This is a genomic window from Sphingomonas sp. CFBP 13720 (genome assembly GCF_014842075.1).
Classification (GTDB): domain Bacteria; phylum Pseudomonadota; class Alphaproteobacteria; order Sphingomonadales; family Sphingomonadaceae; genus Sphingomonas.
Genome location: NZ_JACYVA010000001.1, coordinates 825,456 through 837,930, shown reverse-complemented (window position 1 = coordinate 837,930; position 12,475 = coordinate 825,456). Strand labels below are relative to the sequence as shown.

At 67.4% G+C, this 12,475-nt stretch carries 10 protein-coding genes; 6 read left to right on the top strand and 4 right to left on the bottom strand.

Annotated elements, in window-relative coordinates:
• Positions 1-47 precede the first annotated feature (47 nt).
• Positions 48-3,218, top strand: coding sequence for an ATP-binding protein (locus IFT55_RS04015; RefSeq protein ID WP_192089263.1), 3,171 nt, complete (start codon positions 48-50; stop codon positions 3,216-3,218).
• A gap of 7 nt (positions 3,219-3,225) precedes the next feature.
• On the opposite strand, the gene IFT55_RS04010 is transcribed toward IFT55_RS04015, so the two are convergent.
• On the bottom strand, positions 3,226-3,852 hold the full coding sequence (locus IFT55_RS04010; protein WP_192089260.1) for a response regulator: 627 nt from the start codon (positions 3,850-3,852) through the stop codon (positions 3,226-3,228).
• A gap of 386 nt (positions 3,853-4,238) precedes the next feature.
• On the opposite strand from IFT55_RS04010, the gene pncB reads away from it, so the two are divergent.
• From pncB to IFT55_RS03985, 5 genes are all read left to right on the top strand, one after another.
• A complete protein-coding gene (pncB, locus tag IFT55_RS04005) occupies positions 4,239-5,543 on the top strand; it encodes a nicotinate phosphoribosyltransferase (protein ID WP_192089259.1) in 1,305 nt (434 codons plus the stop codon).
• A 138-nt stretch (positions 5,544-5,681) separates the two neighbouring features.
• Positions 5,682-6,581 carry a 4-hydroxybenzoate octaprenyltransferase gene (ubiA, locus tag IFT55_RS04000; RefSeq protein ID WP_192089257.1) on the top strand — a complete coding sequence of 300 codons (900 nt, stop codon included), beginning with the start codon at positions 5,682-5,684 and terminating at the stop codon, positions 6,579-6,581.
• Between the two features lie 38 nt (positions 6,582-6,619).
• Complete coding sequence (locus IFT55_RS03995) at positions 6,620-7,966, top strand: TldD/PmbA family protein (RefSeq protein ID WP_192089255.1); 1,347 nt, start codon at positions 6,620-6,622, stop codon at positions 7,964-7,966.
• A complete protein-coding gene (locus IFT55_RS03990) occupies positions 7,959-8,744 on the top strand; it encodes a 3'(2'),5'-bisphosphate nucleotidase CysQ (RefSeq protein ID WP_192089254.1) in 786 nt (261 codons plus the stop codon). Before IFT55_RS03995 ends, IFT55_RS03990 begins: the two co-directional genes overlap by 8 nt.
• A gap of 307 nt (positions 8,745-9,051) precedes the next feature.
• Positions 9,052-9,792 (top strand): energy transducer TonB, encoded by a 741-nt coding sequence (locus tag IFT55_RS03985; RefSeq protein WP_192089252.1) that lies wholly within the window; start codon positions 9,052-9,054, stop codon positions 9,790-9,792.
• Between the two features lie 22 nt (positions 9,793-9,814).
• Here the strand turns inward: IFT55_RS03985 and IFT55_RS03980 are convergent, their stop codons facing one another.
• Genes IFT55_RS03980 through IFT55_RS03970 form a run of 3 tightly spaced genes read right to left on the bottom strand, consistent with a single transcriptional unit; the run spans position 9,815 to position 12,089 of the window.
• The gene (locus tag IFT55_RS03980; protein ID WP_192089251.1) at positions 9,815-10,147 is read right to left on the bottom strand and encodes a hypothetical protein; all 333 of its coding nucleotides are present in this window, start codon (positions 10,145-10,147) and stop codon (positions 9,815-9,817) included.
• 43 nt (positions 10,148-10,190) lie between these two features.
• On the bottom strand, positions 10,191-10,889 hold the full coding sequence (locus tag IFT55_RS03975; RefSeq protein ID WP_192089249.1) for a hypothetical protein: 699 nt from the start codon (positions 10,887-10,889) through the stop codon (positions 10,191-10,193).
• Between the two features lie 3 nt (positions 10,890-10,892).
• Positions 10,893-12,089, bottom strand: a complete 1,197-nt coding sequence (locus IFT55_RS03970; RefSeq protein WP_192089247.1) for a toxic anion resistance protein — start codon at positions 12,087-12,089, stop codon at positions 10,893-10,895.
• Positions 12,090-12,475 lie beyond the last annotated feature (386 nt).

Genomic DNA, 12,475 nt, shown 5'->3' with positions numbered 1-12,475 from the left:
GGCCGGCGAGTATCGACCGCGGTTCCAATCCAATATGGGTCGCGAACATGTCTATCGCCTTCCGTTCCGTCCGCACCCAACTGACGATGATCGTGTATCTCTTGGGGATGCTTGCGCTGACGACGCTCGTCCTCGCCTATCTGCGCGGTCCATCGGGCAACGCGCTGATCTGGCCGGTCAACGCGATCGCGGTCGTAGTGCTGAAACGCCAGCCACCACGGCTGTGGCCGATCTGGCTGACCCTGACCGCGGCGGCTTTGCTGCTGGCGAACCTGTTCGTCGCGAATACCCCGTGGCTTGCGGTAAGCCTGACCGGCGTCGATCTGGTCGAAATCACGCTCGTCGCGTTCATGATCCGGCGATCGGGCGCGGATCCGCGTACGTTGCCGGGCTATTTCGTGATGATCGCGATCGCGTTCGCCGGTGCTTCCATCAGTACGCCGGTCGCGGCACTGGTCCTGTGGTCGGCGACGGGGTCGCTGTCCGCCGAAACCGCCCTCTACTGGTTCGCAGCCAGCGTGATGGGCCTGATCCTGCTCGTCCCCGCACTGACTGCGGTTCGACGCGATCGTCCTGATCGCGTTGGGCGGATGCTGCCCTGCATCCTGCTCCTACCGGTTCCTATCGCACTGATATCGACAGGGGTCTTCGTGTTCGGCGATTATCCCGTGCTGTTCCTGTTGATGCCGTGCGGCGTATTCGCCGCGTTCCGGTTTCGGTTCGCCGGCGCAGGCATATCGACGTTGACGATCGCGATCGTCGCGACGGTGTTCACGATCCGGGGTACGGGGCCTATCGCGGTCGCCGCCGAAGACCTCGAAGGCAGGCTCCTGTTCCTCCAGGCGTTCCTGACTGCGATCACGCTGACGGTGTTTCCCGTCGCCACTCTGCTCCATCAGCGATTGAAGACGCTGGCGACGATCCGATCGGCCGAACGGCAGCTTCGTCTGCTGACCGATCATTCGACCGACATGATCGTGCGCATCGATCTGGACGGCGTGTATCGCTATGCGTCGCCTGCCGCTGAACGGCTGCTGGGCTATTCCGTAGACGCGCTCATCGGGGAAAGCGCGTTTCTGCGCGTGCATCCCGATGACCGCTTCCGGGTGATCCGAGGCGCGCGCCGGTTGACCCATCACGGCGGCGAACTGGTCCTGTCCTATCGCCTGCAACATCGCGTCGGCCATTATGTCTGGATGGAAGGGGCGTTCCGCCTCGCAACCGATATGTGCGGCGTGGCCGAAGTCGTTGGAACGGTGCGCGACGTCGGTGCCCGGCAGGCGGCGGAACATGCGGCGGCGCTCGCCCATTCCCGGCTGGAAGACGAGCGAATGCTGCTGTCGATGGCCGAATCGGTGGCGCATATCGGCCATTGGCGCATCAACGTGGCCGACAACACGGTGTTCTGGTCCCCCGAACTGTTCCGTATCCACGGCATCGAACCGCGTGCCAACGTCACGCTTGAAGACGCGATGAAGTGCTATCACCCCGACGATCGCGCTGCGGTCGCGCACTGCGTGCAATCGGCCATCGACAACCGGACCGGCTATCACTTTCACGCGCGTGTCCTGCGGCCCGATGGTGAGATCCGCTGGGTCATGTCGCGTGGACAGATCGAATGGATGCCCGGCGCAATGGTCGAAGGTGTGTTCGGCGTGTTGCAGGACGTGACCGAACAAATGTCCGCGATCGCCGAGTCGCGTGCTGCGCGCGAGGCGGCGGAGCGTGCGCTGGACGCGAAGGCGGTGTTCACCGCGACCATCAGCCACGAGATACGCACCCCGCTGACCTCGATCCTCGCCACCGCCACGCTGCTGCGCCGGACGCCGGACTATGCCGAACGGATGCGGCATCTCGACACGCTCGAACAGGCCGGGCGCACGCTGGCAACGATCGTCGACGACGTGCTGACCTTTTCGAAACTGGAGGGAGGCCATGCGGAACGCGAGGCGGTCGCATTCGATCTGCGCGCCATCGCGACGACCGTGGCGGAGATGTTCGCTGCCGAAGCCACGGCGCATGGCGTGACGATCGAAATCGACGTACCGGCGGCGCGGCGCGTCGGCGATCCGGTCGCGATCCAGCGTGTGCTGACCAATCTGGTCAGCAACGCGGTCAGGTTCACCCGCGACGGTCGGGTGCAGATCCGGGCCGAGGACATCGGCGACGACCGTTGGCAGTTCGATGTCTGTGACAGGGGCGTGGGGATCAGGCCCGATCGGCTGTCCGCGGTCTTCGAACCATTCGTTCAGGCGGACGTTTCGACCACGCGCCGATACGGCGGTACGGGCCTCGGTCTCAGTATCTGCCGCATGCTGGTAGACGCGATGGGCGGCATGATCGAGGTCAAGAGCCGCCCGGGCGAAGGGTCGCGGTTCCGGTTCGTCCTGTCGTTGCCGCCCGTCCCGGCGACCACGGCGGTCCCGGTCAGGCGGCAAGCGACCCCGGTCGGCCGGTCGCTCACCGTTCTTGTCGCAGAGGACAATGCCACCAATCGCTACCTGATCTCGGAACTGGTGCGGCAACTGGGGCATCATGTGGTCGAGGTGGAGAACGGCGCCCGCGCGGTCGAGTATGTGACCGATCCGGCAGGGCATCCGCTGGACCTCGTGCTGATGGACGTACAGATGCCGGTGATGGACGGGATCGCGGCCGCCCGTTCGATCCGCGCATCGGGCGGGGGGGCCGCCATCGTGCCGATCCATGCGCTGACCGCCTATGTATCGGTCAAGCGACGGACGGAGATCGCCGATGCCGGGATCGATGGGGTATTGGCCAAACCGGTCGAATTGACGCGGCTGCGCGAATTGCTCGACGGGATTCAGTCCGCCGACGATGCCCGCATGCCGCCTATCGCACCCGTTCCGGCGATCGATCGGGCGCGGGTACGGGCATTGGGTGATACGCTGGGCGGCGCCGGGCGGGACACGCTGTTATCGCTGTTGATCGAGGATGCGCGGCGTGTCCCGACCCGGTTGCGCGAACTGGTGGCGGAGCGTCGAACCGACCTTGCCCGATACGAAGCGCACGGACTGCGCGGTGCTGCCGCCAGCGTCGGTGCGATCGGCCTGATGACGGTGCTGAACGCCATCGAAACCGGGGATCGGGGAACGCCGATCGATCCGGACCTGCTCGACGAACTGGACCGGTTCGCGCAGGACGTGATCGACGCCGTGCGATCGGTGATGGCGGCGTCAGACGAGGTCGCGGAAGCGTGACGCGGCGTCAGTCGATGTCGAACGCCTGAAGCGCCAGCACGGCCTGCGTCCGGTTGCTGACGCCCAGTTTGCGGAAGATTGCCGACAGATGCGACTTCACCGTGGGTTCGGCGAGTTGGAGGTCATAGGCGATCCGTTTGTTCTGATGCCCGTTGGCGATCGCGCGCAGCACGCGCATCTGCGCGACCGACAGCGTTCCCATCCGCGTAGCGATTTCGGCGCGCGGTTCGTCCGGTGTGGGCATCGCGCTGCCTTCGGGAAGCCATGGTTCGCCCGCCAGCAGGGTCCGGATCGCCGTGACCATCTGGTCGATCGGCGTCGATTTGGACAGGAACCCCTGCGCACCCAGTGCCACGGCCTGTGCGACGATGGTCGGTTCGTCGCGCCCGGATACGATCGCGATCGTCGCTTCGGGCCGCGCGGACCGCATCAGCGCCAGCCCGCCGAACCCCTGCACATCGGGCAGCATCAGGTCGAGCAGGATCAGGTCATGCGCCACGCCGCGCGCGAGCGTCACCGCTTCGGCCAGCGTCGTGGCGCTGTCGATCGCCATCGCGGGATCGACCACTCTTGCGGCCATTGCCAACGCGGCGGCACACATCGGATGGTCGTCGGCAACGAGAATGAGCGGCATGGTCGATCTTTCGCCCTTGGAACACGCTGGCTCATGCGAATAAACCGGCTCCGTAACCGTAAGCATAATACGAACGGTTGACCACATCCGTTCGACATTCCGCGATTTATCCGACCGAATATTTGTTAGACTGATTGCAACTGGTCCGGGGTTCCCGCGTAAATACTGGCTGCGTCGATCGTTCGAAAGCCGCGGATATCAACGGCGTCGATCGTTCGAAAACCGTGCTCCGCCCTGACGATCCCTCCGCACCATGCCCGCGCGGCGTGCCGCGCGGGTCTTTGCCGCACCCGCTACCGCCTCGGTCGCAGGTGGCGTGCCGGATGCGGACGTGCATCGTTGTGCAGGGAAGGGCAGGATGCCGTATCTTCAAAAAGGCACAATCGATGGTGATGACCGATATCGCAACGCGGGTGTGGAACCATGGCTGGCGGCTCGACCCCGTCGTGCGCAGCCTGCTGGACACCGATTTCTACAAGCTGCTGATGGTCCAGATGATCCGCGAGACCCGACCGGACGTGCGCGCGACCTTCGCCGTCATCAACCGTACGCGCACCGTCCGGTTGGCCGACGTGATCGACGAAGGCGAATTGCGCGCACAACTCGATCACGCCCGCACGGTATCGTTCGCGAAACAGGAACTGATCTGGCTGGCGGGCAACAGCTTCTACGGCGTCGACCGCATGTTCTCGCCCGCGTTCGTCGACTGGCTCGCCGCGTTCCGGTTGCCGGAGTACGAACTGACGGTGCGCGACGGGCAATATGAACTGCGGTTCGAGGGGCCATGGGCGGAAACGTCGATGTGGGAGATACCGGCGCTCGCCATCCTCAACGAACTGCGCGCCCGCGCCGCGCTGAAAGGACATGGTCGCTTCGCGCTCGACGTCACCTATGCGCGGGCGAAGGCGCGGCTGTGGGACAAGGTCGAACGGCTGCGCGACCTGCCCGATCTGGTCCTGTCGGACTTCGGTACGCGGCGGCGGCATGGCTTTCTGTGGCAGCGCTGGTGCGTCGAGGCATTGCAGGAAGGGCTGGGCGACCGCTTCATCGGGACGTCGAACGTGCTGCTGGCGATGCAGGCGGGGCTGGAGGCGATCGGCACCAACGCGCACGAACTGCCGATGGTCGAAGCCGCGCTGGCCCCCGATGATGCCGGGGTGGCGGCCGCGCCGTACCGCGTGCTGGAGGAATGGCGGCGGCATTATGGCGGCAACCTGCTGGTCGTGCTGCCCGATGCGTTCGGGACCACCCGCTTCCTTGCCGACGCCCCCGACTGGGTCGCCGACTGGACCGGCTTTCGCCCCGACAGCATGCCCGCGATCGAAGGCGGCGAACAGATCATCGCGTGGTGGCAGGCGCGGGGCCGCGATCCACGGACGAAGTTGCTGATCTTTTCGGACGGGATGGACGTCGACAGCATCACCCGCACCTATCGCCATTTCCATGGCCGCGTACGGATGAGCTTTGGCTGGGGCACCAACCTGACCAACGATTTCCGCGACTGCGATCCGCTGGGCGGCACCGCGCTCGAACCGATCTCGCTGGTCTGCAAGGTGATCGAGGCCGATGGCCGCCCGGCGGTGAAGCTGTCGGACAATCCGTCGAAGGCGACCGGCGACCCGGCGGAGGTGGCGCGGTATCTGCGTATCTTCGGCGATGGTGGCCGGGTGGACCGATCGGTGGCGGTATAGCGTCGCCGCCCAAGCGTCACCGCCCCCCGAAACGCTTGTCCCGAACGCCCCGCCCGTGGCAGCAGGGCGCATGCCCGTCACCGTTCCGTCCTTCGCCGTCCGTCGTCCCGGCTGCCCCTGTCATGCGGACGCGCGGTCATGAGCGTGGCCGACACCGAATATCGCGGGCTGCTCGCTATCCTGCCGCCGACGCTGCGTCCGTTCGCGCTGCTCGCGCGGTTCGACCGTCCGATCGGATGGTGGCTGTTGTTCTGGCCCGGCGCATGGGCGATCGCGCTGTCCGGCCGGGCGATCGACCGGTGGGACATGCTATTGTGGTTCCTGGTCGGCAGCATCGCGATGCGCGGCGCGGGCTGCGTCTATAACGACATCGTCGACCGCGATCTGGACCGGCAGGTCGCGCGCACCGCCGGCCGTCCGCTCGCCAGCGGTGCGGTGTCGGTACGGGCGGCATGGATCTGGCTGACGATGCTCAGCCTGATCGGGCTGGTCGTGCTGGTCCAACTCAACTTCACCGCCGCCGTGGTGGCGTTGGGCAGCCTCGTGCTGGTCGCCGCCTATCCCTTCATGAAGCGCATCACGTGGTGGCCGCAGGCGTGGCTGGGCATGGTCTTTTCATGGGCCGCGCCCGTCGCATGGGCGCAGACGGGTGGCGACGATCTGTGGCCGCTGGTCTGGCTTTATGCCGGGTCGATCGCATGGGTGGTCGGGTACGACACCATCTATGCGTGTCAGGATATCGAGGATGACGCGATGGTCGGCGTACGATCGTCGGCGCGGGCGATGGGCGCGCGGGTCCGTCCGGGCGTGACGCTGCTCTACCTGATCGCCATCGCGTGCTGGGCCGGGGCGGTGTGGCGGGTATTTCCGACGCCGCTGGCGCTGGCCGCGCTGCTGCCCGCCGCGCTGCACCTGCTGTGGCAGGTCGCGACGCTGGTCCCCGCCGATGGTGCTAACACGCTGCGCCGGTTCCGGTCCAACCGCGATACCGGCGCGCTGCTGTTTCTGGGGCTGCTGGTCGTCGGGCAGGCGGCTTGAACATTGCCGTCGGGGGTCGCGCTTCCCATGTCGCCACCATGCTGACCCCCGATACCGCCACCGATCGCGCGCAGGCCGCCATCGCCCGTGTCCGCACGCACGGCGCCGATGCCGCCGACGCGATCCTCGTCGCCGATACCGCCCTGTCCGTTTCGATGCGCCTCGGCGCGCTGGAGGATGTCGGTCGGTCGGAAGGCAGCGAGCTGGGCCTGCGCGCGTTCGTCGGCGACCGATCGGCCAGCGTCGCCACCTCCGACCTGTCCGACGCCGGGCTGGACGCACTGGCCGAACGCGTCGTCGCGATGGCGCGTGCCGCGCCGGCCGATCGCTGGGCCGGCCTTGCCCCCGCCGACCGGCTGATGCGCGGCGCGCCGCCGCTGCTCGACCTCGACGACGGGGCCGATGTCGCGCCTGAAGTGCTCCGCGAACAGGCGATGGCGGTCGAGGACGCGGCCCGCGCCGTCGCCGGGGTCACCAATTCCGAAGGCGGATCGGCCTCCAGTCATCGGGCGATCGTCGCCTTCGCCACCAGCCACGGCTTTGCGCACGGCTATGCCGTCACCAGCCATTCGCTGTCGGCCAGCGTGCTGGCGGGAAGCGGCGGCGACATGCAGCGCGACTATGCGCATCATTCCGCCCGCCACCATGGGATGCTGGAGGACCCGCAGACCGTCGGCACCCGCGCGGGCGAGCGGGCGGTGGCGCGGATGAACCCGCGTCGCATCGATGGCGGCGCGATGCCGGTGGCGTTCGATCCGCGCGTCGGCGGCAGTCTGGTCGGGCATCTGCTCGGTGCGATCGCCGGTCCGTCGATCGCGCGGGGCACGAGTTTCTTGCGCGATGCGCTGGGCACGGCGGTATTTCCGACCGGCATCGCGATCCATGACGATCCGCACCGCCCGCACGGGTTGCGGTCGCGTCCGTTCGATGGCGAAGGACTGCCGGTATCGCCAATGGCGCTGGTCGAAGGCGGCGTGCTTCAGACATGGCTGCTCGACAGCGCGTCGGCGCGGCAACTGGGGTTGGAGCCGACCGGCCATGCGTCGCGCGGGCTGGGCGGTCCGCCCGGCGTGACCACCGGCAACGTTCATCTGGCGGCGGGTGCCGTCACCCGCGACGCGCTGATCGCCGATATCGAACGCGGCGTGCTGATCACCGAACTGATCGGGCAGGGGGTGAACGGCGTCACCGGCGATTACAGCCGGGGGGCGTCGGGCTTCCTGATCGAACGCGGCGTCGTCACCCATGCCGTCGCCGGGATCACCATCGCCGGCAACCTTCGGGCGATGTTCGCCACGCTGGTCGCCGCCGACGATCTGGCGTTCCGGCAGGGCGTGAACGTCCCGACGCTGCGGGTAGAGGGGATGACGGTGGCGGGTGGCTGACACCGCGTTGCTCGACCGGGTCCGGCACATCGCGGCCGAAGCCGCCGCGATGGCCTATGCCCGGTTCGGCGGCAGCTATGCGACGTGGGAAAAAGCCCCCGGCAACCCGGTGTGCGAAATCGACCTAGCGGTCGATCGGTTGCTGCGCGAACGGCTGGAAGCGTTGCTGCCCGATGCCGGCTGGCTGTCGGAGGAAACCGCCGACGATGCGATCCGGCTGGCGCGGCGGCGGGTATGGATCGTCGATCCGATCGACGGCACCCGCGACTTCATTCGCGGACGCGACGGCTGGGCGGTATCGATCGCGCTGGTCGAGGACGGACACCCGGTGCTCGGCGTCCTCGACGCCCCCGTCCGCCGCGAGGTTTGGAGCGCGTCGGCGGGCGGCGGCGCATGGCGCGGCGACCGACGCCTCACCACCAGCGACCGCACCAATTTCGTCGGCAGCCGTACGCCGGTCGACGTCCTGCCCGCGCGGGACCGCGATCTCCTGGCGGTCGCCAAACCCAACTCGATCGCGCTGCGCATGGCGATGGTGGCCAGCGGCGATGCCGACTTCCTCGCCACGCTGCGCTGGGGCAATGAATGGGACGTCGCCGCCAGCATCCTGATCGCGCGCGAAGCTGGGGCAGTCGTCACCGACGCGATCGGTCGCAAGCTCCGCTTCAACCAGCCGCGCCCGCAATTCTTCGGGGTCATGGCCGCCGCGCCCGGCATCCACGCGGCGGCGGTGGAGCGGGTGCGCAGCCGCGCGATCGTCGCGCTGGGCAAGCGGTAGCTTCTGCCGCCGGGGTTGGCGTTCCGGCGATCATCGGCGGCGCGATCGTGTCATGGTCGATAAGGGGTTCACGCGGAGGCGCGGAGGGGGTTGCCCTCGTTACGACGGCGCCCGCGCCAGCAGCCTTACATCCGCTTCAACTGGACGAACGTCGCCCGTTCGCACGAGCCTCGCCCGATACGTAACCCCTCCGCGTCTCCGCGCCTCCGCGTGAACCCCATTTTTCTTCTTGAACCACCATCGCAGCCAGGCACACGGCACGGCCGGATCACCCGCCACTCAGCCGCGTTCTGCCATCACCATGGCGATGACGCTGGCCCCTCCCGACCGCACCCGCACCGGCGCGTTGCTGGTGACGATCGGCCTGCACGTCCTGCTCGGCTGGGCGCTGGTCGTCGGGCTGGGCGTCGACGTGCCGCGTGTGGCGCAGGGCGCGCTGGCGACGTTCGACATCCTGCCTGAAGCGCCGGAGCCCCCGCCGCCGCCGCCGGTCCCGCAAGTCGTGCGACAGGGCCGCCCCGAAGGCCGCGCCGCGCCGCCGAACATTCGCTCCAAGGCGACGGAGGTGGTCGCGACCCCGCCGGTCGTGCCGCTGCCCGTACCCCCGCCGGTCGTCACCGCGCCTGTTGCCGGTCCCGGCAACGACGCGTCGTCCGGCGCGACGGACATGGTCGGCCCCGGCACCGGCGCTGGCGGGATCGGCGACGGTCTGGGCAGCGGCGGGCAGGGGGATGGCGACGGCGGTGGCGGCGGCGACACGCCCCCGCGCCAGATCGGCGGATCGATCCAGGGCGCGGCGCTGCCGCCCGAACTGGAGGAACGCGGGTTCGAAGGTACCGTCGAGGTCCGCTATATCGTAGAGACCGACGGCCGTGCCACCGAATGCCAGATCATGCGCTCCAGCGGCAGCCGCGCGATCGACATCGCTACCTGTCGCCAGATCGAACGCCGCTTCCGGTTCCGCCCGTCGCTCGACGGTCGCGGACGACCAGTGCCCTCGGTCATGGTGCAGCGGCACGAATGGGTGGTCGATCGGGTGCGGGAGTAGGGGCGGGCGATGCCCGTTGGCGCTATTTCCCGGCGCGCTTCATCTGTTCGCGCACCGCGAACGTCGCCTGATCGATCGCCATCGCCGGATGCGACCGGCAGAACAGGGCGACTTCGCCGAAAATACCCGTCGCAGAGGTGCTATGCCCGACGATACCCGTCTTCGCGCGCTCGGCGACGTTCATTCCGCTCCAGAAGCCGATGACCCATTGGCGCAACCCTTCCTGAAACTCCGCCGGTGCGTCGGTCAGGTCGGCACAGACCGCCGGTTGCCCCGCCCGCAGGATCGGGAACGTACGCGCGTCCTGCGCCGCGGCCGGAACCGTCAGTGCGACCAGTGCGAGCGTCGACATCATGCGCAGCCCGGCCCGTTTCGCGAACCCCCGTTCGGCCAGGACGTCATTCCTCGCCCTGATACTTGATCTGCAGGAACCGTTCGCGCGTCGCGAGGCTGTCGAGGTCGCCTTGCGCCAGTTGCTCCGTCATCGCCGCGATCTCGCCGTCGATGACCTTCAGCCCGTCGACCAGTTGCTGGTCCGGCGTCCGTCCGTTGCGCTCGACGCGGCGCAGCGGTTCGGGAACGCGCTGGTAGCCACGAATCAGTTCGGGAAGCTGTTCGCCGACCAGCTTGCGCACTTCCGCTGCCGCCGGCTCCAGCTCGTTCAGTCCGGCGAGTTGCGTCGACAGCGTGTCCAACCGTACCCCGATCGAATCGGCGAGACCGATCGCGGGTGCGGGCAGGGCGGGGCGCTGGGTCGCCAGCCACCGCTCGGTCTGCGACGGCAGCGACTTCAGCGGCGCCTGCACCAGTTGCTCGACCGCGACCTCGCGCGTCACAGGCATCAACCCGAACAACAGCGTCGCGGCGATCAGCAGCGCCATCACGACCATCGCCCCGCCCAGACCCAGCGGCACGAACCATCCAACGACCAGCGCCGCGACGATGATCGCCAGATCGGCCGCCGCGATCCGCCCGACGCGGCGCAGCACCTCCGCCTCACGGCGCCGCCGCGCGCGCGGCGCGACCGCCCCGTGCCGCTCGCGCGCCCGTTCCAGCGTCATGCTGGCGCGTTCCAGCACCTCGTCGCTGCGCGACATGGGTTACATCGCCTCCAGCTTGAACGTCTCGCCGCCGCTCTCGCGGTTCTGCGACGCGCCCTCGGCCCGCGCGATATAGCCGCGCGACTTCTCGACCTCGTTCGACAGCGTGTTCACCGTCGTCTTCATCGAATCGAGCGCCTTCAGCTTGAACGTGTCGATCGCGTCCATCGTGTCGTACACATTCTGGAACGCGCGTTGCAGCACTTCGACCGGGATGGTCGATGCCGCCGCCTGTTCGTGGATCGTCGCGGTCTGGCTGCGCAGCAGCTTGCCGGTCGAATCGATGATGTTGGCAGTGGTGGTGTTCAGCGCGGTGATCTGTTCCAGCACCAGCTTCTGGTTGGTCAGCGCCTGCGCCACCGTCACCGCCGTACGCAGCGCGCCGACCGTGGTGGTCGATGCGCGGTCGACGCCCTTCACCAGCTCGACATTGTTCTTCTTGACCAGATCAAGCGCCAGATAGCCTTGCACCGTCACCGCCATCTGCGTCAGCAAATCCTGGCTGCGCTGCCGGACATAGAACAGCGCCGTCTCGCGGATCGCCCGGGCCTTCGCCGGATCGCTATGATCCAGTTCGTTGGCCTTGTTTTCCAGCGTCGCGTCCATCTCCTTCGACAGGTATATCATCTGTTCCAGCCGCCCCATCGCGGTCCACAGATTGGCGCGTTCGGTGTCGATGGCGGCGTTGTCCATCAACAGCTCGTCCTTGCCCGACGCCAGCCGCTTCAGGATCGAAGCGATGTGGCTCTGCGCGGATTTGTATCCGTCGAAATAGTCGCGGACCTTGCTGCCGAACGGGATCATGCCGAACAGCTTCTTCGGCTCCAGCAGATTTCCCTGCTTGCCCGGATCGAGATCCTCGATGGTCCGGCGCAACTGGGCCAGATCGGCGCCGACGCCCGATTCCTGATCCATCGCCCGTACCGGCCGGTCGAGAAAGCGGTTCGACTGGCCCGCCGCCTCTCGTATTTCGCGCGCACCCAGATTGCCGATCGCGTCGACCCGCTTGCCGAATTCGGGCGAGTTGACGTCCTGCGCCACCAGTTGGTCGACGAAGTCGCCGACCCGGGTCCGCAATTCGCTTTTCTTGACGTCGTCCACTGGCACGAGGCCGACTGCCTTCGCCGGGGCCAGCGTTGGCACCGGATCGGGCGGGGTCAGCACCAGCGCGGGTTCGTCGTTCGTCTGGGTCGCCATATATCCTCCACGGCACGCACCGTTCCTTGATGACGGCGAACGCCGTTCCGTTCAAGTGTAGCATTTAGGTAATACACGTTGGCCGGGCAAGGTTTGTATGGCGGCAGAAGCCGTTGTTCACGCAGACACGCGGAGGGGAGAAGCAAGGGCGCTTCCAGCCGTACCGGCTGCTACGCTCGCAAATCGATGGGGCAGGGGCTGTCGAAGACACCCGGCTGCTGCCGTCGAACTCCCGTTAGACCTCTACGACCCCGCGCCTCCATATGCGGAAACATTCTTCGTGCCTTCGCGCCTTCGCGTGAACCAAAGCCGTTCGTAAGAGAATGCCGCACCGCACAAACACGCCCTCTTCCGATTTCGCGCGAATTACGCTAAGGGCGCGGCCA